The following is a 25,246-nucleotide window of genomic DNA, read 5'->3' on the forward strand; positions in this document are numbered from 1 at the left end:
TTCTAGCCGCTCGGAAGACGGCTGGGCTGCGGGCATGGCCGCTCCTGTCCGCGTTCACTCGGGTGGCGGGGAAAGGTTGTGGGCGGGTGCGCCGTGCGTGTACCGCGTGTACTCGCACAGCCCTTCCCACTCTCACCCCTGCCAATCCGCGCCGTCGGTTAACTACTCGTACGTAGGGGGACGCGGACGATCAGGGAACGGCTCGGTGCGGCCCGGCATCCGCCGAGGCTCCGTCAAGTCGGTGAGGATGGGCCGATGGACAGCGAGAACACCTCCGTCACACGAGCCCCGATAGCCCCTTCCGCCGCATGGGGCGGGGCCCCTCAGCCGGTCCTCGGCCTCCCCTGCGGGATGGTGCTGCGGCCCTGGCGCGAGGCCGACGCCCCGGTGCTCGTCACCGCGTACGAGGACCCCGGCATCCGGCACTGGAACCGGCCCGGTCCCGAGACCCCCGCCTCGGCCGCGGCCCGCATCGCCCGCTGGAACCGGCGGTGGGCGGAGCGGGAGGCGGCGGTCTGGGCCGTGTCGCCGGAGCCGGACGCCCCGGCCGTGGGCCTGACCGGGCTCGCCGACCTCGACCCGCAGGGCGCGAGCGCGGAGTTCGTGTACTGGCTGCTGCCGGCCGGGCGCGGGCGGGGGGTGATGCCGCAGGGGGTGGCCGCGGTCGCCGACTGGGCCTTCCGCGAGGCCGGCCTGCACCGGCTGCGGATCTGCCACTCGGTGGCCAACCCGGCCTCCTGCGCCGTCGCGCTCAAGGCCGGCTTCCCGCTGGAGGGCACCATGCGCGGCGCCCTGCTGCACGCCGACGGCTGGCACGACGAGCACCTGCACGCCCGTCTCGCGACGGACGGCTGACGCACCGCCGACGCACCGCTGACGCGCTGCCGACGCGCTGCCGACGCGCTGCCGTCGGGCGTCCGTCGGCCGGCCGGCGGTCCCGGAGGCGGGATGGCCGCGGCGGGCGTCCGCCGCTAGCCTTCCGGGGGCGAGGTGCGGGTGCACAGCGTGGTGCGGTCGCTCCGATCCGTCATCCCCTGCGAAGGTGGAACGTGTGAAGGCTATCCGTCGATTCACCGTGCGCCCCGTCCTCCCCGAACCCCTGATGCCGCTCGCCGACCTCGCGCGCAACCTGCGCTGGTCGTGGCATACGGAAACACGCGAACTCTTCCAATCCGTCGACCCCGAGGGCTGGCAGGCCGCCGGCGGCGACCCCGTCCGGCTGCTCGGTGCCGTGCCCGCCTCCCGGCTGGAGGAACTCGCCGCCGACCGGCGGTTCCTGCGGCGGCTCGCCGTGGCCGCCGCCGACCTCGACGACTACCTCCACGGCGGCCGCTGGTACCAGACCAACGAGAACGCCGCGGAGTTCCCCGCCGCCATCGCCTACTTCTCCCCCGAGTTCGGCATCACCGCGGCCCTGCCCCAGTACTCCGGCGGCCTCGGCATCCTCGCCGGGGACCACCTCAAGGCCGCCAGCGACCTCGGCGTCCCGGTCATCGGCGTCGGTCTGCTCTACCGGCACGGCTACTTCCGCCAGTCGCTCTCCCGCGACGGCTGGCAGCAGGAGCACTACCCGGTGCTCGACCCCCACGAGCTGCCCCTGTCCCTGCTGCGGCACGACGACGGCACCCCGGCCCGGGTGTCGCTCACGCTGCCCGGCGGGCGGTCGTTGCACGCGCACATCTGGCAGGCCCGCGTCGGCCGGGTGCCGCTGCTCCTGCTCGACTCCGACGTCGAGGACAACGACGCCGGCGCCCGCGAGGTGACCGACCGGCTCTACGGCGGCGGCAGCGACCACCGCCTCCTCCAGGAGATGCTGCTCGGCATCGGCGGCGTCCGCGCCGTACGGACGTACTGCCGGATCACCGGCCACGCCGCCCCCGAGGTCTTCCACACCAACGAGGGACACGCCGGCTTCCTCGGCCTGGAACGCATAAGGGAACTCGACGGCGAGCAGGGCCTCGGCTTCGACGCGGCCGTCGAAGCCGTCCGCGCCGGGACCGTGTTCACCACGCACACCCCCGTCCCCGCCGGCATCGACCGGTTCGAGCGCTCCCTCGTCGCCCGGCACTTCGGCGACGGCGGCGAACTGCCCGGCGTCCCCGTCGAGCGGATCCTGGAACTGGGTGCCGAGTCCTATCCGGGCGGCGACCCCGGGGTGTTCAACATGGCCGTGATGGGCCTGCGCCTCGCCCAGCGCGCCAACGGGGTCTCCACCCTCCACGGGGCGGTCAGCCGCGGCATGTTCGCCGGGCTCTGGCCGGGCTTCGACGCCGCCGACGTCCCCATCACCTCCGTGACGAACGGGGTGCACGCCCCGACCTGGGTCGCCCCCGAGGTCATGCGGCTCGGCGCCCGCCAGATCGGTGCCGGGCGTGCCGAGGACGCCCTCGCCGTGGGCGCCTCCGCCCGCTGGGACGCCGTCGCCCACATCCCCGACCAGGACGTGTGGGACGTACGCCGGGCCCTGCGCGAGCAGCTGGTCCAGGAGGTCCGCGACCGGCTGCGCGCCTCGTGGAAGCAGCGCGGGGCCGCCGACGCCGAACTCGGCTGGGTGGACGGCGTCCTCGACCCGGACGTGCTGACCATCGGCTTCGCCCGCCGCGTGCCCTCCTACAAGCGGCTCACGCTGATGCTGCGCGATCCGGAACGGCTGCGCCGGCTGCTGCTGGACCCGGACCGCCCGGTGCAGATCGTCGTCGCCGGCAAGGCGCACCCGGCCGACGACGGCGGCAAGCGGCTCGTCCAGGAACTGGTCCGCTTCTCCGACGACCCGCGCGTGCGCCACCGCATCGTCTTCCTGCCCGACTACGGCATGGCCATGGCGCAGAAGCTCTACCCGGGCTGCGACGTCTGGCTGAACAACCCGCTGCGCCCGCTGGAGGCCTGCGGCACCAGCGGGATGAAGGCCGCGCTCAACGGCTGCCTCAACCTGTCGGTGCTGGACGGCTGGTGGGACGAGTGGTTCGAGCCCGACTTCGGCTGGGCCATCCCCACGGCCGACGGGCTCGGCACGGACGAGGACCGCCGCGACGACCTGGAGGCCGGTTCCCTCTACGAGCTGATCGAGGAGCGGGTCGCACCCCGCTTCTACGACCGGGACGGCCGGGCCGGGCTCCCGGTGCGGTGGATCGAGATGGTCCGGCGCACCCTGGTGTCCCTGGGCCCGAAGGTGCTCGCGGGGCGGATGGTGCGGGAGTACGTGGAACGCCTCTACGCCCCCGCCGCGCTCTCCCACCGCGCCCTGAGCCCCGACGCCGCCCAGGAACTGGCCTGGTGGAAGGGGCGGATCCGGGCCTCCTGGCCGCGGGTCGCCGTCGAGCACGTGGAGGCCGTCGCCGCGGCGCCCGTGGGGGGCACCGCCGAACTGGGCGCCACCCTCACGCTGCGGGTCCGGGTCGCGCTGGACGCGCTCGCGCCGGAGGACGTGGAGGTGCAGGCGGTTGCCGGGCGGGTCGACGCCCAGGACGTGATCCGGGACGGGCGGGCCTTCCCGCTCAAGCCCGCCGCCGGACCCGACCTGGAGGGCCGCTGGGTGTACGAGGGCCCGCTCGCACTGGACCGGACCGGGCCCTTCGGCTACACCGTACGGATCCTGCCGACGCACCCGCTGCTGGCCTCCCCGGCCGAACTGGGCCTGGTCGCGGCCCCGGTGGACACCGACGCGCTGGGCGGCGTGCTGCTGCGCTGACCTCGGCGCCGGACGGGGGCGGGCGGGATCAGGGGGCGGGCGGCGGATCCACCAGCCGCCCGCCCTCGACCAGCATCCCGGCCCGCTTCACGCTGCGCAGCGCCGGGATCACCTCCACCTGGCCCACCCCGTCCACCGCGCCGATCCGCTCCGTCAGATAGGTGTAGAGGGCGTCGGTGTCCCGGCACACCACCACCGCCATCAGGGAGGCGGCCCCGGTCACGGCCGCGGCGAAGGGCACCTCGCGGTGGCCGGCCAGCGCGTTCCCCACCTCCGCCAGCCGGGCCGGCGGGACGTGCAGCACCAGCGTCGCCTCCGCCTCGTAGCCGAAGAGCTCGGGCACGAACTCCACGTCGAAGAAGAGCGCCCCGGCGTCCCGCAGCCGCTCCAGCCGGCGGCGGGCGGTGGACTCCGAGAGCCCGGTGGCCCGCGCCAGCTCCGGATACCCCGCACGGCCGTCCCGGCCCAGCACCGCCAGCAGCGCGTACTCCGCCGCGTCGAGGACGTACCGCTCCGGCCCCGGCTCCGGCGCCGGCCGTTGCAGGGCCGCGATCTGATCGGGGCGCAGCTCGTCGACGCCCGCCCAGGCGTCCGGCCCGCCGAAGAACTTCCGCAGGATGGTGTGGGCGCTGATGCCGGTGACCCGGCGGGTGCGCGGCAGCTTGTCCAGCAGCAGGGCGTCCCGGTCCCGGCGGGTACGGGCCCGGGTCATGCAGTGGATCTCCGTGCCGCCGGAGTTCATGGTCACCCAGGCGATGTCCGGGCGGCGGGCGAGCGCCTCGGCCACCGGGAGCGCCGCGTCGGGGGCGCACTGCACCCGCAGCCAGGACTCGAACAGCCCGACGCGGCTGCCCACCGGCAGGCCGACGACCCGGACCAGGCCGGCGCTCCGCAGCCGCCGGTAGCGGCGCACGACGGTCTGGTCGGAGACCTCCAGTACCTCGGCGATCCGGCTGAAGGCCGCGCGGCCGTCGATCACCAGGGCCTGGATCAGCGCACGGTCGAGACCGTCCAGCTCCTCGTCATTCATGGTTTCCATCATGACGGGTCCGTCCATGAGGGAAATCCGGCAGACAGCGGCTCGCGGGTGGGGTTCCGGGCCGGGCCGCTGCGACGGTGGGGTCACGCGGGGGTGCTCCCCGCCCCACCCCCCCGATACGAGGAGACCTCCCATGCGCAAGTGGCTGCCGCTGACGGCGGTGTGCCTCGGGGCGTTCATGCTCCTGGTCGACGTCACGATCGTGACCGTCGCCCTGCCGGACATGGCCGCCGACATGAGCACGGATTTCGCCGGCCTCCAGTGGGTGATGGACGTCTACGCCCTCGCCCTGGCCGCCCTGCTGCTCGGCGCGGGCTCGCTCGCCGACCGGATCGGCCGGCGCCGGGTCTACCTCGGCGGGCTGGTGCTCTTCGCCGCCTCCTCCCTCGCCTGCGGGCTCGCGGACGGACCGGCCGCGCTGATCGCCTTCCGCGCGGTGCAGGGCATCGGCGGCGCGGCCATGTTCGCCACCACCATGGCCCTGCTCAGCTCGGCCTACCAGGGCCGCGACCGGGGCGTCGCCTTCGGCGTGTGGGGCGCGGTCAACGGTGCGGCCGCCGCGGCCGGGCCGGTCATCGGCGGGCTGCTGACCGAGCACTTCGGCTGGCGCTGGATCTTCTTCATCAACCTGCCGGTATGCGCGCTGGCGGTCTGGGTGACCCTGAAGGCGGTGGCCGAGTCCCGCGACCCACGGGCCAAGGGCCTCGACCTGCCGGGCATGGCCGCCTTCACCGTCGGGGCCGGGGCCCTGACGTACGCCCTGATCCGGGTCGGGGAGAACGGCTGGACCTCGGCCGCCACCCTCGGGCTGTTCGGCCTGGCGGTGGCCGCCTTCGCCGCCTTCGTCCTCGTCGAACTGCGCGGCCCGCGCCCGATGCTCGACCTCTCGCTGTTCCGCAGCCCGGTCTTCGTGGCGGTGATGGCCGCCGGGCTGCTGCTGTCCGGTGCGGCGTTCTCGTACCTGATGTACGTCTCCCTCTGGCTCCAGTCGGCCGAGGGGATGAGCCCGGTGGGCGGCGGTCTGGTGCTGCTGCCGATGAGCCTCGCGGGCTTCGTCGTCGCGGCGCTGGCCGGGCGGCTGCTGCACGGGGCCCCGGCCCGGCTGACGATCGGCGGCGGGCTGCTGCTGATCGGGGCGGGGGCGCTGCTCCAGGCCTGGATGCTGGACGCGGGCGACGGCTGGACCGCGCTGGTGCCCGGGCTGCTGGTGACAGGCGTGGGCGTGGGCATGGCGACCCCGGCGCTGGCGGCCACCGCGATGGGGGCGGTGGCCCCGGCCCGTGCGGGCATGGCCGGCGGTGCGCTGAACACCGCGCGGCAGCTGGGCACCGCCCTGGGGATCGCGGTGCTGGGCGCGGTGTTCCACGCCGGGCTGGCGGACGGGCTCGGCGGGCGGCCCCGGGAGCTCGCCGACGCCCTGGCCTCCGGCGGGGCGGGGCGGCTGCTGGCGGTGCCGGCGGCGCGGGAGTGGGTGGACGCGGCCTTCGCGAGCGGGCTGCGGGACACCTTCCTGGTGTCGGGGGCAATGGGCCTGGCGGGCGCCCTGGCGGTGGCGCTGCTGGTCGGCCGCCCGGCCGCGGGGGCCCCGGTCCCGGCGCAGGGAGGTGCTCCGGCGGGCGCTGCGGCCGCTGCTCCGGCGGTCGCCCCGGCCGCCGCTCCCGGGTCCGGGCGGACGTCCGGCTGAGCCCCGCGCCCCGGCGCCCGTACGGCATACGGCCGTACGGGCGCCGGGGCGTTCCGGGCGGCTCCTCGGGAGGGTGAACCTTCGAACGTGCTGCGCATGGCGGTGCTCCCGCCGCCGGGCCCGCTCCTAGGCTGCCCGCGGACGTCCACCGGACCCGGTCCCCCACACCCCCCGAGAAACGGACCCTCACATGCGTCTTCGCTCCACCGCCGCGGCCGCGCTCCTGGCCTCCGTCGCGCTCGTCCTCCCGACCGCCGGCCAGTCCCTGGCCGACGACCGCAACTACGGCCTCGGTGAGATCCACTACCGGTACGCGGACGACGACGGGGACGTGCGGCGCCGGTCGATCGAGCCGGGGAACTACGACACCTGCTACCGGCTGACCGGCACCAGCCGGAACAGTCCGGCCTTCTTCGTGGAGAACGAAACGGACGGGCTGGCCCTCGTCTACCGGGGCGACAGCTGCGGGGGCGAGGCCCAGGAGGTGCTGCGGCCGGGCGAGCGCGCGCGCGACCTCAACGTCCGCTCCGTCGAGGTGAAGCCGTCCGGCGGCCACCACGGCCGCCACGACCGCGACGACTGGGACGACGACGACCGCAGCATGGCTCCGGGCGCCCTCATGAACCGGGTCCTGCGGTCCATCGGCTGACGGACCGTCCCGCCACATGGGACAGGGCCGCCCGGGGAGGTTTCCTCCCGGGCGGCCCCGTGGTTTCAGCGGTTCAGCGGCGGTTCACTTCCTGCCCCGAGGGGATCAGAAGGTGAGCTTCCAGCTGTCGATCTTGCCGGTGTCCAGGCTCGCGTTGTCGTTGACCCGGAGCTTCCAGACGCCCTGGGCGACCTCGGAGGAGGCGTTCACCGTGTAGCTCTTGACGATGTTGTCCGCACTGCCGCCGGTGCGGTTGTGCAGGTTGTAGAGGGTGCCGTCGGGGGCGACCAGGTCGACCTTCAGGTCACCGATGTAGGTGTGGACGATGTTGACGTCGACCTTGAGGGTGCTCGGCGCGTTGCCGGTGCGGGTCACCGTGATCGGCGAGTCGACGGTCGCGTTGTCGGCGATCGCGTAGTCGTTCGTGTTCTCGAACACGTTCGGCTGCGAGGTGCCCACGGTCCAGGTGAAGGACGCCGTGGCCGACTTGTTCGCCGAGTCCGTCACCGTGACGGTCACGTTGGACGTGGCCGCGGTGGTCGCCGTACCGGAGATCAGACCGGTCGAGGAGTTGATCGACAGGCCGGCCGGCAGGCCGGTCGCCGCGTAGGTCAGCGCGCCCGGGTTGGTGCTGGTCGCCTGGACCTGGAGGCTCACCGCGGTGTTGATCTGGGTGTTCTGGTTGGCGATCGGGGAGACCGTCACGCCGTCGTTGATGCGCGGGCCGACGTTGATGGCGGCCCAGGCGTTGGCGACGTTGTTGTACGTGGCCGAGCCCTGGCCGTACAGGTCGGCGGCGGCCTTCAGGGTCTGGACGCGGGCGTCGGCGTAGTTGGTGGTCGACTTGAAGTAGCCCACCGTCAGCGCGCGGAACCAGATCTTCGAGGCGGCGTCACGGCCGATCGCGGTGACGGGCAGGCCGTCGGAGGTCGGCGAGTCGTAGCTCACGCCGTTGATGACCTTGGCGCCGGAGCCCTCGGAGGCCAGGTAGTACCAGTGGTTGGCCGGACCCGAGGAGTAGTGGACGTCGATGCCGCCGATGCCGGAGTACCAGGCGTCCTTGGAGGAGCCGTCCTTGCTCGGCTTGTCCATGTAGCGCAGCGGGGTGCCGTTGCCGCGGATGTCGATCTTCTCGCCGACCAGGTAGTCGCCGACGTCCTGCGGGTTGTTGGCGTAGAACTCGACCGCCGCCGCCATGATGTCGGAGGTGGCCTCGTTCAGGCCGCCGGGCTCACCGCTGTAGGTCATGTTGCCGGTGACCGAGGTGAGGCCGTGGGTCATCTCGTGCGCGGCCACGTCGATCGAGGTGAGCGGCTTGTTGTTGCCGTCGCCGTCGCCGTAGGTCATGCAGAAGCAGGAGTCGTCCCAGAAGGCGTTGACGTACGCGTTGCCGTAGTGGACCCGGCTGTACGGGGCCACGCCGTCGTTGCGCAGGCCGTTGCGGCCGTGGACGTTCTTGTAGTAGTCCCACGTGACCTGGGCGCCGTAGTGGGCGTCCGCGCCGGCGGTCTCCGTGTTGGAGGCGGCGCCGTTGCCCCAGACGTCGTCCGGACCGGAGAAGAGGGTGCCGGTGCCGGAGGTGCCCCGGTTCAGGTTGTAGGTCTTGTGGCTGCCGCGGCCGGCGTCGGTCAGCGTCCAGTTGCTGCCCGACTGCGAGGTGCCGAGGGTGACCTGCCCGCTGTACTGGGTGTTGCCGGTGCCGGTCTGGACACCCTGCCACTGGGAGATCTTCGCGCCGGTCTTGGCGTTGGTGATCACGTGCAGCGCGCTCGGGGTGCCGTCGTCCTGGAGGCCGCCGACGACGGTCTCGAAGGCGAGGACCGGGACGCCGTCCGCGGCCCAGATGACCTTGCGGGCACCCTTGTCGGCCTTGGTCTGCTTGGAGCCCTCGGCGTTCGCGGCTGAAACGGCCTGGCCCTCGGCGGCGGACGGGGTGACGGTGGCGTTGGTGTCCGAGACCTTGATCTCGTGCTGGGTCGCCTTGGTCACGCTCTTGGTGACGCCGCCCTTGGCGTGGACGGTGAGGTCGCCGCCGAGCACGGGCAGACCGTCGTAGGTCCGCTCGTAGGTGGTGTGCGTGGTGCCGTCCGCGTCCTTGGCCACATCGCGGACGATCAGCTTCTCGCCGCCACCGAGGCCGAGCGCCTTCGCGGCCTGGGCGGTGGTCGAGTTGGCCTCGGTGATGAGCGTCGCACGCTCCGAAGCGCTGAGTACGACATTGGCCGCGCCCGGGTTGGGCTGGGCGGCCGTGCGGGCCTGCGACGCGGTGGCGTCGGCGGTGGCGGTACCGGCCTGTATGCCTACGGCGAGCAGGGCGGCCGCGGCTACGAGAGCGCCGGCCGCGGTGGCACGCCGCTGGGGGGTGGGACTCAACGCAGACTCCTTCTGCAAGGGGGGTTCCGGATGGCTGGGTGGGCCTCCGGGCAGATCAGGGCTGGTGCGATGAACGGATCGAAGAGTGCCAGCTGTGGGCGGCGATGTCAGGGCCACATCAAAAGGTTGGCCGGAAACAGTCCGTTGTCCGAAGATACGGATCCGGTATCCGAACCATTCACCTTCGTGTGGGACGCATCCCGCGGACGCGTGGAACGGTTGCTACCGGCTGTTAACACTTGAGCAACGAGGGGTCCCGTTCACGCGAACGGCATTTACCGTACGGGTGTTTGTCGTACTGTTTCCCGGTGCGACATGTGTTCGCTGCCAGGGGAAGCAGTGGACAAGCGTCACCGACATAGACCACGTGCCAGGGGGACCCATGAGGCATGTCCGTTTTCCTGAGCAAAGAGTGGCCCCCGGGGCGGCCGGGTTCGAGGGTCCGGCCACGGCCCCCGCGGGGCGGCTCGGCGACAAGGCGCGGTGGTACCTGCCCGTGGCCGTGACCGCCGACCTCGTCGGCGCCGCCGTGCCCGTCGGCCTGGTCTTCCACGCCGCCGGGCAGGCCAGGCCCCTGCACTGCGCACTCGGCGCGGCCCTCGCCTGGACCGGGGTGCAGACGCTGCGGCGTCGGTACGCGGCCCGCGTGCTCGGAGAATCCCGCGGAGTGCTCCCCGTGCTGCACGACTGGCTGATTCTGATCGGTGTCCTGGCCGTCGCCCGGGTGGTGACGGCCGAGGAGACCCCCCGCCTCGCCGCCCTCGGCGCACTCCTGCCCGCGCTCCTCGTCACCGTCGCCTGCCACAAACTGACGTACCGCCACCTGACGGCCGCCCGTCGCGAGGTCCAGGCCGTCAGCCGGGTGCTGGTGGTCGGCGAGCCCGCCGCCGCCGAGCTCCTCGTCGCGCACCTCGCCGCGCGCACCGACCACCCGTACGTGGTCGTCGGCATCGCCCCCGTCGGCGGGGGCCCCGTCACCGGGGGGATACCGGTCGCGGCCAGGCTGGACGCCTCGGTGCCGAAGGCGCCGAACCGGGACGCCTCCGCCGTGCTGCGCGCCGTCCGCCGCCACCACGCCGACCTGGTGCTCGTCGCGCCCGGGGCGCGGTTCACGGGGGAGCGGCTGCGACGGGTGGCCTGGGCCCTGCACGACGAGGGCCTCGAACTGGCGGTGTTCCCCGGGCTGGTGGAGGTCTCCGTCAAGCGGCTGGAGACCCTCTCGGCGGGCGGGCTCGCCGTGCTGCGGGTCGTGCCGCCCGTGCGGCACGGGGTGCAGCCCCTGCTCAAGACGGTGCTCGACCGGGCCGGGGCCGCCGTCGGGCTGCTGCTGCTGTCGCCGCTGTTCCTCGGGCTCGTCCTGGCCATCCGCCTCGGCTCGAAGGGGCCGGCCTTCTACAGCCAGCGGCGCATCGGGCGGGACGGGGTCCCCTTCGTCATGTGGAAGTTCCGCACGATGGTGACGGACGCCGATCGCCTCAAGGCCGAGCTGGCGGGGGCCAACGAGAACGACGGCCTGATGTTCAAGATGCGCCGCGACCCCCGGGTGACCCGGGTGGGCCGGCTGCTGCGCCGCACCTCACTGGACGAACTGCCGCAGCTGGTGAACGTGCTGACGGGCAGCATGTCCCTGGTCGGCCCCCGCCCGCCGCTGCCGGAGGAGGTGGCCGAGTACGACGAGGTCGAGCTGCGCCGGCTCGCCGTGCGGCCCGGGATGACCGGCCTGTGGCAGATCAGCGGGCGGTCGGACCTGTCCTGGGATGAAACGATTCAGCTTGATCTTCAGTACGTGGACAACTGGTCCTTCACCAGCGATGTCGACGTGATGGGCCGTACGCTCCGCGCCGTGGTCGACGGCCGCGGAGCGTACTGAGGGGCCGCGAGGTGAGGTCAGCCCTGGTCGAGCCACCAGCGGTAGGTGGCGTCGATGCCGTCCCGCAGCGCGATGCCCGGCTTCCAGCCCAGCGCGGTCAGGCGGGAGACGTCGAGCAGCTTGCGCGGGGTCCCGTCCGGCTTGGACGGGTCCCAGGCCAGCCGGCCCCGGAAGCCGGTGACCTCGGCGACCGTCTCGGCCAGCTCCTTGATGGTGAGGTCCTCGCCGCAGCCGATGTTGACGGGCTCGTCGCCGTCGTAGCGCTCCAGCAGCACCGCGCAGGCCGCCGCCAGGTCGTCCACGTGCAGGAACTCCCGGCGCGGGGTGCCGCTGCCCCACAGGGCGACCTCGTCCCGGCCCTCCGCAGCCGCCTCGTGGAAGCGGCGGATCAGGGCCGGCAGCACGTGCGAGGACTGGAGGTCGAAGTTGTCGCCCGGGCCGTAGAGGTTCGTGGGCATGGCCGAGACGTACGAGGCCCCGTACTGCTTGCGGTACGACTGGACCTGCACGATGCCGGCGATCTTGGCGAGGGCGTAGGCCTCGTTGGTGGGCTCCAGCGGACCCGTCAGCAGGGCGTCCTCGCTGATGGGCTGCGGGGCCAGCTTCGGGTAGATGCACGAGGAGCCGAGGAACAGCAGACGGCCCACCCCGGCGGCGTGCGAACCCGCGATGACGCTGAGCTGGATCCTGAGGTTGTCCTCCAGGAACTGCACCGGGTACGTGCTGTTGGCCATGATCCCGCCCACCTTGGCGGCGGCCAGCACGACCGCGTCCGGCCTGACGTCGCGCAGGTACGCCTCCGTCGCGGCGGCGTCGCGCAGGTCGAGGTCGGCGCGCCCGCGGGTGAGCACCTCGTGGCCGTCGGCGGTGAGGCGGCGCGCGACCGCGGACCCCACGAGGCCGCGGTGTCCGGCGACGAAGACGCGGGCGTGCGGGGGCAGGAGGGGCGGGGTGCTTGTCATACCGCCGATCATGCCAGTCCGCTGCCGCGGGACTCCGGGGAGCCCGGACCCGGCGTCAGGAAGGCACGGGCCGCCACCCGGTGGCCGCCGGGCCGGATCGTACGGCGGGGCTGGCATATGCGGAGCGGGCGTGTACGGTACGCATCCAGTCCCGGACCAGGGACGGGCGGGCACGGCCCGCCGCCTGCCGGAATGCCGCAGGGCCGTCGGGGGGCCCTGCGCGCCGGGCCGAGGGCGAACAGCAGGAGACCGGCCGTGCCAGAGGCCGGAGCACATCAGAACAGCAACGGATCCCAGGGGGACACCACATGGGCAAGACCGCACTGATCACCGGCGTCACCGGACAGGACGGCTCGTACCTCGCAGAGCTCCTGCTCTCCAAGGGCTACACGGTGCACGGGCTCGTGCGGCGGTCCTCCACCTTCAACACGGAGCGGATCGACCACATCTACCAGGACCCGCAGACGGCGAACCGTTCCTTCGTCCTGCACCACGCCGACCTCTCCGACGGCGTCGCCCTGGTGAACCTGCTGCGCGACATACGCCCCGACGAGGTCTACAACCTCGGCGCCCAGTCCCACGTCCGCGTCTCCTTCGACGCCCCCCTCTACACGGGCGACGTGACCGGACTCGGTGCGCTGCGGCTGCTGGAGGCCATCCGGGCCAGCGGGGTCGACACCCGGATCTACCAGGCCTCGTCCTCCGAGATGTACGGCTCCACGCCGCCCCCGCAGAACGAGGACACCCCCTTCCACCCCCGCAGCCCGTACGGCGGGGCGAAGGTGTTCGCGTACTGGACCACGGTCAACTACCGAGAGGCGTACGGCATGTTCGCCGTCAACGGGATCCTCTTCAACCACGAGTCCCCCCGCCGCGGCGAGACCTTCGTGACCCGGAAGATCACCCGGGCGGTCGCCCGCATCAAGGCCGGCCTCCAGGACCACCTCTACCTCGGCAACCTCGACGCCGTCCGCGACTGGGGCTACGCCCCGGAGTACGTCGACGCGATGTGGCGCATGCTCCAGGAGGACGAGCCGACCGACTACGTGGTCGCCACCGGAGTCGCCGCCACCGTACGGGACTTCGTCGAGTCCTCCTTCGCCCACGCCGGCCTGGACTGGACCGACCACGTCCGCTACGACCCCAAGTACGAGCGCCCCAGCGAGGTCGACGCCCTCATCGGCGACGCCTCCAAGGCCCGCGAGATCCTTGGCTGGAAGCCGACGGTCCTGGTGCCCGAGCTGGCGCGGATCATGGTGGACGCCGATGTGCGCCAGGTCGAGGACCAACTGGCGGGCGCCACCGTCCGGATCGACCGCTGAGGCTCCGGCTTTCGCCTACGATTTGCCGTGTCCCGGTCATACCCGCGAGCTCAGGGCTCCGTACGGGTGTGGCCGGGTGCGCACCCGCCGTGTGTCCACGGCGCACCCTCCAGCCTGAACTCCGTTGGTTCCACGTTGGTATGCAGCGGGTCAAGTGAGGTGACCGGGGCCCCGCGTGAGCCCTAGTCTGCGCCAGTACATACGACTGTTCGGATAGTTCCAGCCATCAAACCGGGCAAACAGCCCTGGGGGGCTCATGCGTAGATCCAGAGGGCTGACAGCTGCCCTCGCACTGTCACTGGCCGGCGCCGGCACGGGCCTCGGCCTGGTGCTGATACCCGAGGCCGCCGCCATCACACCGCCGGTGGCGTTCACCGCCGACGAGCTGCCCACCTGGCAGCCGAACGGCGTCGTCTTCGCCATGGAGCAGGCGAACGGCACCGTCTTCGCGGGCGGCACCTTCTCCGCGGTCCGCCCGCCCGACGCCGTCGGCGGCGCCGAGCAGGAAGCGGTCAACTTCGTGGCGCTGGACGCCGCGACGGGCAACCCGACCGCCTGCAAGCTGGCCTTCACCGTCAGCGACGGCACCGCGACGGTCCGGGCGCTGGCCGTCTCCAAGGACAAGAAGACCCTGTACGCGGGCGGCTACTTCGGCGCCGTCAACGGCACCCCGGTCTCCAGCCTCGCCGCGGTCGACATCGAGACCTGCACCCCCAAGGCCGCCTTCCACCCGGGCGTGCCCGCCACCGTGCGCGCGCTCGACGTCACCGACGACACCCTGTACGTCGCCGGCGACTTCAACGCCGTCGAGGGCCAGACCCGCGAGCGGTTCGCCGCGGTCGATGCCGCCTCCGGTGCCCTGAAGCCCTGGACCGCCAACGCGGACGAGCCCGGCCGGGCCGTCAAGGTCAGCAACGACGGCAAGAGCGTCCTGCTCGGCGGCGACTTCTTCTCCGTCAACGGCACCAACACGCACGCCCTGGCCGTCGTCAGCGCCGCCACCGGCGCGGTCGCCAAGACGTACTCGAACATCCCCTCCAACTCGGTCGTCAAGCACATCTCGGCCGACGCGACGGGCTACTACACCGCGAACGAGGGCTCCGGCGGCGGCGTCTTCGACGGCCGCATCGGCCTGAACCTCGCCTTCGCCGAGAAGTGGCGCGACCGCTGCCTCGGCGCGACCCAGTACGTGCTGCCGTACGACGGGGTCCTCTACAGCTCCTCGCACGCCCACGACTGCTCCAGCGAGCTGGAGTTCCCCGACGGCAAGCGGAACTTCTTCCTCGCGCAGCCCACCGACCACACCGGCGCCGCCCCCGCGCCCGTGGACGGCTTCGTGCGCGGCCCCCGCAAGCTCGGCTGGCACCCCACCGCCAACGACGGCATCGGCGAGGGCATCGGCCCGCGCGTCATGTCGGTGGCGGAGAAGGACGGCGTCAAGTACCTGTGGGCGGGCGGTGAGTTCACGCTGATCAACGGCCAGGCCCAGCAGGGTCTGACCCGCTTCGCCAACACCGGCGACGTCGGCGCCCCGACCACCCCCGTGGCCAGCGCCGGCAGCGTCAAGCCCGGTGAGGCCCAGGTCCGCTGGCGCACCAGCTACGACCAGGACGACAGCAGGCTGACCTACCGGATCTACCGCAACGGCTCGGCCACCCCGATCGCCACCGTGACCGCCGACTCCCTTGAGTTCGAGCGGCCCCAGGCCTCCTGGAACGACACCACCGTCAAGGCCGGCCAGTCCTACACCTACCGGGTGACCGCCACCGACGGCGCGGGCAACACGAGCGCCCTGTCGGCGAACGCCGCCGTGACCGTCCCCGCCTCCGTGCAGGCCTATCCCGACCGGGTCCGCGCCGACGGCGCCAACCTGTACTGGCGCTACGACGACACCGTCAGCCCGTACGTCGCCGACTCCTCCAACGGCGGCAACACCGGCGGCGTCCAGGTCAACGCCCCGGCCCTGCGCCAGAGCCCCGGCGCCGTCACCGGCACCAGCACGGCCATGGGCTTCAACGGCACCAGCCAGCAGGTCCACAGCGACCACCGGCAGAGCGTCGGCGCCTCCTTCACCGTCGAGACGTGGTTCAAGACCAACACCACGCGCGGCGGCAAGCTGATCGGCTTCGGCAACAACACGGCCAACAGCAGCGGCACGTACGACAAGCAGCTGTACATGACCAACACCGGCCGCCTCGCCTTCGGCGTCTACAACGGCACGGCCAGGACCATCACCACCGGCCTGTTCGAGACGTACAACGACAACAAGTGGCACCACGTCGTCGGCACCCAGGGGCCCGGCGGCATGACCCTCTACGTGGACGGCCAGAACAAGGGCACCAACAGCGCCACCGACTCCACCCCGTACGCCGGCTTCTGGCACGTGGGCGGCGACAACCTCGCCAGCTGGCCGAACCGCCCGACGAGCAACTTCTTCGCCGGCCAGATCGACGAGACCGCCGTCTACCCGACGGCCCTCACCCAGGCCCAGGTCAAGGCCCACTTCGACCTGGCCAAGGCCCCGGCCGACACGGTCTCCAAGGTCACGGCCTCCGAGGACACCTACGTCAACCAGGGCGCCCCGGGCACCGCCTACGGCACCTCGTCCTCGCTCGCGGTGCGCGGCACCTCGGCCTACGAGTCGTACCTGCGCTTCCCCCTCCCGGCCGCCCCGGCCGGACAGGTCCTGAAGACCGCCTCCCTCCAGTTCAAGACCTCCACGCAGGCCGGCGCCGGCACCGCCGACACCGTCTCCGTGGTCCCGGTCACCGGAACCTGGACCGGCGCCGGCACGACGTTCACGACCAAGCCCGCCCTCGGCACCACCCCGCTCGGCAGCATCGCGGGCGTGCCGGACGGCTCGGCCGTCCAGAACGTCGAGCTGAACACCGCCGCGGTCTCCGCGGTGCTGGGCAGCAGCTACAGCCTCGCGCTGACCAGCACGGGCACCGACCCGCTGTGGATCTGGTCCTCGGAGTCGACCGCCGCGGACGCCGCTCCGCAGCTGGTCCTCACCTTCGGCCCGAAGTAACCGCCTGACGGAGCACGGGGCCCGGCGCACGCTGCGCCGGGCCCCGTGCGCCTACCCACCCAGTACGTACGGGAGCCACCTGATGTACCGACGCCCCGCGGCGGCCGCCGTCCTGCTCACCGCCGCCCTGACGCTGACCGGCTGCAGTTCCCAGGACGGCGGCGGGGCCGGCACCCCCCGGGCCGCCGCCACCCCGAAGCCGCCGGCCGCCTCCCCGGTCCCCGACCCGGCGGACGCCACGACGGCGCCCACCACCCCGGCGAACCCCGACGCGAAGCCGACGGGCCCGGTCCTGCCGGACGCGAAGCTGATCCCCAGGACGGGCAGCTTCAAGGAGAACGAGAAGAAGTACCTGAGCGGGCGCGTCCCCGAGAAGACCGACCCGGCCGCCGTCCTCCAGACCGGCCAGGAGACCTGCCAGCGGGTCGAGCGCACGGCCAAGCGGGACAAGGACGCGGCGGCCGCGTCCATCGTCTCCGGCGAGGTCACCGGCGCGCAGGACGCGATCACCTTCCTCTGCCCGGAGCAGAAGCCCGTCCTCGACGCGGCCCAGAAGGGCTTCGCCGACGGCACCCGCCCCGCCCCGGCCCCCGGCACCTACCGGGCCGCCACCCAGAACACGGCCTGCACCTGGGAGGTCAGGTCCAAGGACGGCTCCGTCCTCGCCTCGGGCCCCGAAGCCCCGCCCAAGCCGGGCGACCGGATCACGGCGGCCGTCCCGGCCGGCGCCGACCGGTTCACCTCGACGGGCTGCTACGCCTGGCTCCCGGCCTGACCCGCAGCCCCCTCGTAGACGCCCAGCAGGGTGTCCAGTACGGAGTCCATCGAGAAGGCCTTCGCGGCCAGCTCGCGGGCGGCCGCGGAGGCCCCGGCGTTCACGGCGGGGTCCAGGAGGTCGAGGACCGCCTCCGCCACGCCCTCCGGGCCGGGGTCGACGGCGCGGCCCGCGCCGGCCGCCGCCACCTCGCGGGCCAGGCCGTTGGAGTGGGTGACCACCGACGGGACGCCCACCGCGAGGGCCTCCAGGACCGACATGGGGAACGGCTCCTCCACCGAGGGCAGTACGTAGACGTGCGCGCGGCGGAGCTCGGCGAGGACCTCCGCGCCGGACAGCGGGCCCGGCACCGTGAAGCGGTCGGTCAGCCCCAGGGCGGTGATCCGGGCCCGGACCGCCGCGAGCTCCCCCTCGTCCGGGCCGGCCACCACGAACTCCGCGTCCGGGTGGGCCGCCAGGACCGCCGGGGCGGCGTCCACGAAGTCCACCGGGCGCTTGCGGGCCTGGAGGCGGGCCGAGTACAGCACCCGCGGGGGGCCGGCGAGCGGCGGGCGCTCCTCCTGGGCCGGGGTGCCGTTGACCAGCCGGACGGCCCGCGCCAGGGGCGAGCCCACCACGGCGTCCAGCCCCTCCCGCTCGTGCGGGGTCAGGTACAGCACGGCGTCCGCACTGCGCAGCAGGCGGCGTACCGCCACCGCGTCCAGCAGCTTCGCGAGGAGCCTGTCGCTCGGGTCCACCATGCCGTGGGTCTGGAGCACCAGCGGCTTGCGGGCCCGCAGGGCCGCCAGGGCGACGGGCAGGGTGACCAGGTCCCGGGCCAGGTGCACGTGGACCACGTCCGCCTCCCGCACCAGCCGGGACGCCGAGGCCAGCAGCGCGGGCGAGGTCATCCCGCTGAAGCCGAGGGGGAGGATGCGCCGGGCCGGGAACAGCTTCGCCGGGACCCCCTCCACCGAGGCGGGCCACGGGTCGAAGCCCTCGCCCAGCGCGAGCAGCCGCGCCTCGTGGCCGCGCGCCCGCAGCCCCTTGGCCAGGTTCAGGGCCACCCGCACCGGGCCGCCGAAGGCGTGCGAGGGGGAGTGCAGCGTGACCGCGTGCAGGACCTTCACTTGGGCTCCTCCACCGGGCGGCGGCGGCCGTCCTGGGTCTGCAGGGTCAGTTCGGGGAGGTCCTTGTGGACCACCGAGCCCGCTCCGGCCACCGCGCAGCGGCCCACGGTCACGCCCGGCAGCACGGTCGCCCGTACGGCCACCCACGCGCCGTCCTCGACGGTCACCGGGGCGTTGCGGTAGCGGAAGTCGGCGGCCCGGTGGTCGTGCGAGCCGGTGCAGAGCATCGACTCCTGCGACAGGCACACGTGCGAACCGATGGTCACCGGCTCCAGGTTGAGCAGCCAGGCCCCCTCGCCGATCCACGTGTGGTCGCCGACCTCCAGCTTCCACGGCCACAGCACGCGCACCCGGTGCCGGATCAGCACCCCCTCGCCGATCTTCGCCCCGAAGGCCCGCAGCAGCGCGACGCGCAGCCGGGCGGGACAGAACCACGACATGAAGAGGGTGTTCATCACGGCGAACCACAGAGCCTGCGTCAGGAACCCGCGCCCCTTGTCGTATCCGGCCAGCGTGAAGGCAGGAAGATCGCGCAACAGAAGCCCCTCGTCGTCCACCCCGGGCGCGCCTCCCCGGGCGCCGAACGCTCAGATTAGACTGCCCGCTGATCACGCACAGGGGTGGGGGCAACAGTGGCCACGGACATACGCAAGCCCGCCGTGCAGCCGGGGCCGCCGCCCGTCGAGGACGAGTCCCAGTGGGGGAGGGTCACCACCCCCCGCACCCTGCTGTCGCGGGCCCTGTCCGTACCGCTCGCCCTCGGGTTCACCGTCTTCCTCCCGCTCTTCGTCGCCGTCCAGTCCGGCGACGGCCGGCACGACGCCGCCTACTGGCTCCAGCTGCTGCTCACCATGTACGCGGGCGCCCGGCTCTCCGCGATGATCCTGACGAGCCGCCGCAAGCTGCTCCAGGGCTCCTTCTGGCTCTTCGTCTACATGGCCATGGGCGTGGCCCCGCTCGCCCAGGCCGTCCTGGGCCGGGTTCCCACCCCCGTCGTCGGGCCCCGCTCCGACCTCACCCTCGCCATAGGGCTGGTCCTGCTCGGCTGCACCGCCTTCGACGTCGGCGTGCTGCTCGCCCGCCACCGGCCCGCGGGCCGTGCGGGCGGCTCCCCGAAGGAACCGCGGCCCGTCATGGCCCACCGGGGGCGGCTGCGGCTGCTGACCGCCCTCGCCTTCCTGGGCAGCGCGGCCTTCATCGTCAAACTCGGCGGCCCCGCCGTCTTCTTCTCCAGCCGGCAGGAGATCATCGCCGGCATCCAGGAGGCGGGCGTCTCCAACGGCGACGGCCAGGCCGGGCAGGCCCTGCTGCGCGGCTTCGGCACCGTGCCCGCGCTGCTCGCGCTGCTCCTGTACACGCGGTGGCTGATCACCTCGAAGTTCGCCCGCCGCAAGGTGTCGGTCATCGCCACCTGGTCGGCGCTGGCGGTGCTGAACCTGATCGTCAACAACCCGGTCTCCAACCCGCGCTACTGGTTCCTGACCGTCCTGTTCGCGCTGCTGTTCACCGTCTTCCCGGTGAGCGCCGCGATGTACCGGGTGGCCCTGTCGATGGCCGTCGTGGTCGCCCTGCTCGTCTTCCCCTTCGCGGACCGCTTCCGCTACGACGAGAAGAACTACAAGCCGGTCGAGACGACCTCGTTCCTGGAGCCCATGGCCCTCAAGGACTACGACCAGATCGGCATGTTCGCCAACACCATCACCTTCTCCGACTCCGGTCCGGGCCACTTCTACGGGCGCCAGCTCGCCGGATCCGTCTTCTTCGCGGTGCCCCGCTCGGTGTGGCCGGGGAAGCCGCGGGACACGGGCGTGATGGTCGGCCAGTGGATGGGCACGGTCAACACCAACCTCTCCTCGCCGGTCTGGGCCGAACTCTGGCTGGACTTCGGCCCGCTGGGCATGGGCGCCGGGCTCCTCGGCATCGGGTACGCCGCCGCGCGCGTCGACCGCCGCTACGCGAAGCGGGCCACGCGCCGCTCCGCTCCGGGCAGCCTGATCTCCGTGGTGGTCCCGCTGGTGGCCGGGTACTCCTTCATCCTGCTGCGGGGTCCGCTGCTCCAGGCCTCCGGCCGGGTCGCGATCGCCGCGATGTGCCTCGCGCTCGTGGCCACGTACCGCCAGGACAAGGGCGCCGCCCTGCGCTGACCGGCGCAACCCCCCGGCCGGGCTGGCCGCATGGCGCCAGACACCTCCGTGCCACCCCGAACCCCTGGAACGCCCCCGGGCCCGGCAGACATGATCCTCTCAACGGCGCAGCAGTGGGGCGCCGGGGGGAACCGGGCCGGCGCCGAGGGGCGCACACCTGGAGCGCCACGTCATCACGGGTCAGTGCCAGTGCGCACACGCGGCCCATCTGCGTCCGAAATCTGGGGGATTGTCATGTCTGCTCGCCGTCGGCTCACCACGCTCGCGTCCGTCACCGCCACCGTCGCCGTCAGCTCCTCCGTGCTCCTGTCCCTGGGCACCGCCCCGGCCTCGGCCGCCAGCGTGGCGACCTGGGACAAGGTCGCCCAGTGCGAGAGCTCCGGCAACTGGAGCATCAACACCGGCAACGGCTACTACGGCGGACTGCAGTTCTCCGCGTCGACCTGGCGGGCCTACGGGGGCACGGCGTACGCCGCCTACGCCCACCAGGCCACCAAGAAGCAGCAGATCCTGATAGGCGAGAAGGTCCTCGCAGGCCAGGGCCCTGGCGCGTGGCCGACCTGCGGCCGGCTCGCCGGACTCGGCAACGACCACGCCGACCCGTACCCGGACGCGCCGGTCCCGCCGGCCCCCGCGCAGTCCTGGAAGGCACAGGTACTGATCGGGTCCGGCAACGGGATCTACCACGCCACCCGCTTCGACAACGGCACCTGGACCCGCTTCGGCAACGTCGACAGCCAGGCGGCCGCCGTCCCGGGCGGGGTGCGCACCACCGCCGACGCCGGCATCAACGGCGACACGCACGTCCTGGCGGTGAGCAACGAGGGCAGGCTCTACCACACCATCCGCAACGCGGACCGCACCTGGGGAACCTTCGGGGACGTCCACGCGGCCGCCGGCGCACTGCCCAACGTGACGCAGGTGGCGGCGGTTTCCTCCGGCACCGAGCTCCAGGTCGTGGTGGTGGCGGACGGGAAGGTCTACCACACGGTCCGCCGGGCCAACGGGACCTGGGCGCCGTTCGGCGCGGTCGGAAACCCGGGCGGCGCCCCCGTCACGAAGGTGGCCCTGTCCCAGACGGGCACCGACACCCAGGTCGTGGCCGTCTCGGGCGGCAGCCTCTTCCACACGGTCCGCCACGCGAACGGCACCTGGACCAACTGGGGCAACGCCTCCACCGAGACGGGCGTGACCGGCATCGACGACGTCGCGGTCGCGGGCACCGGCGGCGACCTCCAGCTGGTGGTGACCACCGAGGGCGGGGCCAAGCGCTTCCACGGCGCCCGCTTCGCGAGCGGCCAGTGGGTCCTGAACGACCTCTCCTCCGTCGTCCCCGCCGGACTCACCGTCACGGACGTCGCGGCCGCGGCCGTCGACAACGAACTCCAGGCGGCCTTCGTGACCACCGACGGCCGGGTCCTGCACACCCTCCGCCACACCAACGGCACCTGGACGGGCGCCGCCCCCATGGACCTGACCGGCGTCGCCGGCGACCACACCGGCGTGTCCATCACCGCCACCTTCAACTGACCAGCGCACGACACCCACGACACCTCTCGACAGAACCCAGGAGCCCCGTCATGTCCACCTTCACCCGTCGTGCGCTGACCTCCGCCACTGGTCTCGCCCTCGCCGCCTCCGGCCTGGTCGCCTTCGCCGCGTCCCCGTCCTACGCCGCGGGCCCCGCCTACCAGATGCCCTTCGGCTGCAACCAGGCCTGGCTGGGCAAGACGTACAGCGGCCACAGCCCGTCCCTGCAGTCGATCGACTGGACGCACGGCGGCACCACCGCCAACCAGCCCGTGCTCGCCAGTGCCGACGGGGTCGTCAGCACCGCCACCACCCTCACCAACCCCGACGGCTCGTACCGCAGTTACGGCAAGTACGTGGTCATCGACCACGGCAACGGCTCGACGACCCTGTACGCCCACCTCAACGGCTACGACGTCAGCGCCGGAACCCGCGTCGCACGCGGCCAGAAGATCGGCATCGTCGGCAACACCGGCAACTCCTCCGGCGCCCACCTGCACTACGAGCAGCGGTACAACGGCACGGTCAAGCAGTCCGTCTTCGACGGCGAGCCCTTCCAGATGGGCACGACGCTGACCAGCCGCAACTGCTCCGACACCACGACCCCGCCGGCCCCGACCGGCCAGTGGCGGGCCCAGGTCGCCGTCGAGTCGGGCGGCGGGCTCTACCACGCGGTCCGCAACGCCGACCGGACCTGGACCGGCTTCGGCGACGTCCAGGGCGTCACCGGCGCGGTCCCGGGCGGGGTGCGCACCACCGCCGAGGCGGGCGTCAACGGCGACACGCACGTCCTGGCCGTCACCAACGAGGGCAAGCTCTTCCACTCGATCCGCTTCGCCGACCGCTCCTGGTCGGACTTCGGCGACGTGGCCGGCGAGGCCGGCCAGCTCGCCAACATCACGCACGTGGCGGCGGTTTCCTCCGGCACCGAGGTGCAGGTCGTGGTGGTGGCGGACGGGAAGGTCTACCACACGGTCCGCCGGGCCAACGGGACCTGGGCGCCGTTCGGTGCGGTCGGCAACCCGGGCGGTGCGCCGGTGACGAAGGTGGCCCTGTCGCAGACGGGTACCGACACCCAGGTCGTGGCCGTCTCGGGCGGCAGCCTCTTCCACACGGTCCGCCACGCGAACGGCACCTGGACCAACTGGGGCGACGCCTCCGCCGAGACCGGGGTCTCCGGCATCGAGGAGGTCGCGGTGGCGGGCACGGGCGGTGACCTCCAGCTGGTGGTGACCACGGAGGGCGGTGCGAAGCGCTTCCACGGGGCCCGTTTCGCGAGCGGTCAGTGGGTCATGAACGACCTCTCGTCCGTGGTGCCCGCCGGCGTGACGGTGACGGACGTGGCGGCCGCGCAGGTGAACAACGAGCTGCAGGCGGCCTTCGTGACCACGGACGGCCGGGTGCTGCACACCATCCGCGCCGTGAGCGGCAGCTGGAGCCCGGCCGCCCCGGTCGACCTGGCGGGCGTGCCCGGCACCCGCACCGGCGTCTCGATCACCGGCACCTACAACTGACGCGGCCCCAGCGCCCCGCACCGCCCCCTTCTTCTTCCGGACTTCCTTCCGCAAAGGACACACCCGCCATGTTCACGACCCCGAAGTCGGCCCGCGTCCGCTCCTTCCTCCTCGCCTCGGTCGTCCTCGCCCCCGTGCTCGGGATGGCCTCGGCGGCCCCCGCGGCGGCCGACGCCCCCACCGTCGCCGACATAGCCCGCTCGCAGGTCGGCAACAACTGCACCCCGTACTACGGCTGCGTCTACCCGAACGCCTGGTGCGCGGAGTTCTCCCGCTGGGTCTGGAAGCAGGCCGGCGCCAACACCTCGGGCCTCAACGCCGCGGCCGCCTCCTTCTACAGCTACGGCCAGCGCAACGGCACCCTCCACACCAGCGGACCCCAGGTGGGCGACGCCGTCCTGTGGGACGACGACGGATCGGTCAGCGGCGAGGCCAACCACGTCAGCCTGGTGGTCGCGGTCTCCTCCGACGGCTCGCAGATCCAGACCGTCGGCGGCAACGAGAGCCGCAAGGTCTCCGCCAAGGGCTGGTTCAACTGGCGTACGTACGTCAACCCGGGCGCGGGCAAGGCCCTCGCCTTCGTCTCCCCGGTCGGCGTCCCCGGCACCCCGCCCCCGAACACCACCCCGCCGGCCCCGACGGGCCAGTGGCGGGCGCAGGTCGCCGTCGAGTCGGGCGGCGGGCTCTACCACGCGGTCCGCAAGGCGGACCGGACCTGGACCGGCTTCGGCGACGTCCAGGACGTGGCTGGCGAGGTCCCGGGCGGCGTGCGGGCCACCGCCGAGGCGGGCGTCAACGGCGACACCCACCTCTTCGCGATCAACAACGAGGGCAGGCTGTACCACACGGTCCGGCTCGCGGACGGGACCTGGGCGGGCTTCGGTGACGTCCACGGGGAGGCCGGCCAGCTCGCCAACGTGACGCAGGTGGCGGCGGTTTCCTCCGGTACCGAGGTGCAGGTCGTGGTGGTGGCGGACGGGAAGGTCTACCACACGGTCCGGCACGCGGACGGGACGTGGGCGCCGTTCGGTGCGGTCGGCAACCCGGGCGGTGCGCCGGTGACGAAGGTGGCCCTGTCGCAGACGGGCACCGACACCCAGGTGGTCGCCGTGTCCAACGGCTCGCTGTTCCACACGGTCCGGCACGCCGACCGTACGTGGACGGGCTGGGGCAACGCCTCGACCGAGACGGGCGTGACCGGCATCGACGACGTCGCGGTGGCGGGCACGGGCGGTGACCTCCAGCTGGTGGTGACCACCGAGGGCGGGGCCAAGCGCTTCCACGGGGCCCGTTTCGCGAGCGGCCAGTGGGTCATGAACGACCTCTCCTCCGTGGTGCCCTCCAACGTGACGGTGACGGACGTGGCGGCCGCGCAGGTGAACAACGAGCTGCAGGCGGCCTTCGTGACCACGGACGGCCGGGTGCTGCACACCATCCGCGCCGTGAGCGGCAGCTGGAGCCCGGCCGCCCCGGTCGACCTGGCGGGCGTGCCCGGCACCCGCACCGGCGTCTCGATCACCGGCACCTACAACTGAACAGCCCCACCTGATCCGGCG

At 72.9% G+C, this 25,246-nt stretch carries 17 protein-coding genes; 12 read left to right on the plus strand and 5 right to left on the minus strand.

The genetic code is table 11. The features are described from left to right. The first annotated feature begins 255 nt into the window (after window positions 1–255). Both ACIPW5_RS29115 and glgP read left to right on the plus strand, forming a co-directional pair. Window positions 256–855: a GNAT family N-acetyltransferase gene (locus ACIPW5_RS29115; RefSeq protein WP_401250997.1), complete on the plus strand. Its 600-nt coding sequence runs from the start codon at window positions 256–258 to the stop codon at window positions 853–855. Between the two features lie 196 nt (window positions 856–1,051). Continuing rightward, a complete protein-coding gene (gene glgP, locus ACIPW5_RS29120; RefSeq protein ID WP_401250999.1) occupies window positions 1,052–3,688 on the plus strand; it encodes an alpha-glucan family phosphorylase in 2,637 nt (878 codons plus the stop codon). A 28-nt stretch (window positions 3,689–3,716) separates the two neighbouring features. Here glgP and ACIPW5_RS29125 read toward each other — a convergent pair whose 3' ends face one another. Next, on the minus strand, window positions 3,717–4,718 hold the full coding sequence (locus ACIPW5_RS29125) for an Lrp/AsnC family transcriptional regulator (RefSeq protein ID WP_401251001.1): 1,002 nt from the start codon (window positions 4,716–4,718) through the stop codon (window positions 3,717–3,719). 142 nt (window positions 4,719–4,860) lie between these two features. Between ACIPW5_RS29125 and ACIPW5_RS29130 the strand changes: the two genes are divergently transcribed. Together ACIPW5_RS29130 and ACIPW5_RS29135 are read left to right on the plus strand one after the other, a co-directional pair. Next, window positions 4,861–6,411: a DHA2 family efflux MFS transporter permease subunit gene (locus tag ACIPW5_RS29130; protein WP_401251004.1), complete on the plus strand. Its 1,551-nt coding sequence runs from the start codon at window positions 4,861–4,863 to the stop codon at window positions 6,409–6,411. Between the two features lie 190 nt (window positions 6,412–6,601). Beyond that, the gene (locus ACIPW5_RS29135) at window positions 6,602–7,060 is read left to right on the plus strand and encodes a hypothetical protein (RefSeq protein ID WP_401251007.1); all 459 of its coding nucleotides are present in this window, start codon (window positions 6,602–6,604) and stop codon (window positions 7,058–7,060) included. Window positions 7,061–7,165: 105 nt separating this feature from the next. Here ACIPW5_RS29135 and ACIPW5_RS29140 read toward each other — a convergent pair whose 3' ends face one another. Then, window positions 7,166–9,433, minus strand: a complete 2,268-nt coding sequence (locus ACIPW5_RS29140; RefSeq protein WP_401251010.1) for a M4 family metallopeptidase — start codon at window positions 9,431–9,433, stop codon at window positions 7,166–7,168. Window positions 9,434–9,815: 382 nt separating this feature from the next. On the opposite strand from ACIPW5_RS29140, the gene ACIPW5_RS29145 reads away from it, so the two are divergent. Further along, window positions 9,816–11,303, plus strand: a complete 1,488-nt coding sequence (locus tag ACIPW5_RS29145; protein WP_401251013.1) for a sugar transferase — start codon at window positions 9,816–9,818, stop codon at window positions 11,301–11,303. 17 nt (window positions 11,304–11,320) lie between these two features. Here ACIPW5_RS29145 and ACIPW5_RS29150 read toward each other — a convergent pair whose 3' ends face one another. Further along, window positions 11,321–12,265: a GDP-L-fucose synthase family protein gene (locus ACIPW5_RS29150; RefSeq protein WP_401251016.1), complete on the minus strand. Its 945-nt coding sequence runs from the start codon at window positions 12,263–12,265 to the stop codon at window positions 11,321–11,323. Window positions 12,266–12,573: 308 nt separating this feature from the next. Between ACIPW5_RS29150 and gmd the strand changes: the two genes are divergently transcribed. From gmd to ACIPW5_RS29165, 3 genes are all read left to right on the plus strand, one after another. Then, the gene (gene gmd / locus ACIPW5_RS29155; RefSeq protein WP_401251019.1) at window positions 12,574–13,587 is read left to right on the plus strand and encodes a GDP-mannose 4,6-dehydratase; all 1,014 of its coding nucleotides are present in this window, start codon (window positions 12,574–12,576) and stop codon (window positions 13,585–13,587) included. A 256-nt stretch (window positions 13,588–13,843) separates the two neighbouring features. After that, the gene (locus tag ACIPW5_RS29160; protein ID WP_401251022.1) at window positions 13,844–16,618 is read left to right on the plus strand and encodes a LamG-like jellyroll fold domain-containing protein; all 2,775 of its coding nucleotides are present in this window, start codon (window positions 13,844–13,846) and stop codon (window positions 16,616–16,618) included. A gap of 82 nt (window positions 16,619–16,700) precedes the next feature. Then, on the plus strand, window positions 16,701–17,393 hold the full coding sequence (locus ACIPW5_RS29165; RefSeq protein WP_401251025.1) for a hypothetical protein: 693 nt from the start codon (window positions 16,701–16,703) through the stop codon (window positions 17,391–17,393). Here ACIPW5_RS29165 and ACIPW5_RS29170 read toward each other — a convergent pair. Both ACIPW5_RS29170 and ACIPW5_RS29175 read right to left on the minus strand, forming a co-directional pair. Then, a complete protein-coding gene (locus ACIPW5_RS29170) occupies window positions 17,372–18,502 on the minus strand; it encodes a glycosyltransferase (protein ID WP_401251028.1) in 1,131 nt (376 codons plus the stop codon). The genes ACIPW5_RS29165 and ACIPW5_RS29170 overlap by 22 nt on opposite strands. Next, window positions 18,499–19,038, minus strand: a complete 540-nt coding sequence (locus ACIPW5_RS29175) for a WcaF family extracellular polysaccharide biosynthesis acetyltransferase (RefSeq protein ID WP_401251031.1) — start codon at window positions 19,036–19,038, stop codon at window positions 18,499–18,501. Before ACIPW5_RS29175 ends, ACIPW5_RS29170 begins: the two co-directional genes overlap by 4 nt. Before the next feature lie 96 nt (window positions 19,039–19,134). On the opposite strand from ACIPW5_RS29175, the gene ACIPW5_RS29180 reads away from it, so the two are divergent. From ACIPW5_RS29180 to ACIPW5_RS29195, 4 genes are all read left to right on the plus strand, one after another. Beyond that, on the plus strand, window positions 19,135–20,646 hold the full coding sequence (locus ACIPW5_RS29180) for a hypothetical protein (RefSeq protein ID WP_401251034.1): 1,512 nt from the start codon (window positions 19,135–19,137) through the stop codon (window positions 20,644–20,646). Window positions 20,647–20,880: 234 nt separating this feature from the next. Continuing rightward, the gene (locus tag ACIPW5_RS29185; RefSeq protein WP_401251037.1) at window positions 20,881–22,176 is read left to right on the plus strand and encodes a transglycosylase family protein; all 1,296 of its coding nucleotides are present in this window, start codon (window positions 20,881–20,883) and stop codon (window positions 22,174–22,176) included. Window positions 22,177–22,226: 50 nt separating this feature from the next. Next, window positions 22,227–23,690, plus strand: coding sequence for a M23 family metallopeptidase (locus ACIPW5_RS29190; protein ID WP_401251040.1), 1,464 nt, complete (start codon window positions 22,227–22,229; stop codon window positions 23,688–23,690). A 68-nt stretch (window positions 23,691–23,758) separates the two neighbouring features. After that, on the plus strand, window positions 23,759–25,225 hold the full coding sequence (locus ACIPW5_RS29195; RefSeq protein WP_401251043.1) for a CHAP domain-containing protein: 1,467 nt from the start codon (window positions 23,759–23,761) through the stop codon (window positions 25,223–25,225). The last annotated feature ends 21 nt before the right edge of the window (window positions 25,226–25,246 follow it).

This window comes from Streptomyces sp. NPDC090077 (genome assembly GCF_044747545.1).
Lineage (GTDB): Bacteria > Actinomycetota > Actinomycetes > Streptomycetales > Streptomycetaceae > Streptomyces.

Coding starts and splice junctions, on each gene's coding strand:
- ACIPW5_RS29115 (WP_401250997.1), top strand. CDS start 256: ATGGACAGCGAGAACACCTCCGTCACACGAGCCCCGATAGCCCCTTCC.
- ACIPW5_RS29125 (WP_401251001.1), bottom strand. CDS start 4,718: ATGAATGACGAGGAGCTGGACGGTCTCGACCGTGCGCTGATCCAGGCC.
- ACIPW5_RS29130 (WP_401251004.1), top strand. CDS start 4,861: ATGCGCAAGTGGCTGCCGCTGACGGCGGTGTGCCTCGGGGCGTTCATG.
- ACIPW5_RS29135 (WP_401251007.1), top strand. CDS start 6,602: ATGCGTCTTCGCTCCACCGCCGCGGCCGCGCTCCTGGCCTCCGTCGCG.
- ACIPW5_RS29145 (WP_401251013.1), top strand. CDS start 9,816: ATGAGGCATGTCCGTTTTCCTGAGCAAAGAGTGGCCCCCGGGGCGGCC.
- ACIPW5_RS29150 (WP_401251016.1), bottom strand. CDS start 12,265: ATGACAAGCACCCCGCCCCTCCTGCCCCCGCACGCCCGCGTCTTCGTC.
- gmd (WP_401251019.1), top strand. CDS start 12,574: ATGGGCAAGACCGCACTGATCACCGGCGTCACCGGACAGGACGGCTCG.
- ACIPW5_RS29160 (WP_401251022.1), top strand. CDS start 13,844: ATGCGTAGATCCAGAGGGCTGACAGCTGCCCTCGCACTGTCACTGGCC.
- ACIPW5_RS29165 (WP_401251025.1), top strand. CDS start 16,701: ATGTACCGACGCCCCGCGGCGGCCGCCGTCCTGCTCACCGCCGCCCTG.
- ACIPW5_RS29185 (WP_401251037.1), top strand. CDS start 20,881: ATGTCTGCTCGCCGTCGGCTCACCACGCTCGCGTCCGTCACCGCCACC.
- ACIPW5_RS29190 (WP_401251040.1), top strand. CDS start 22,227: ATGTCCACCTTCACCCGTCGTGCGCTGACCTCCGCCACTGGTCTCGCC.
- ACIPW5_RS29195 (WP_401251043.1), top strand. CDS start 23,759: ATGTTCACGACCCCGAAGTCGGCCCGCGTCCGCTCCTTCCTCCTCGCC.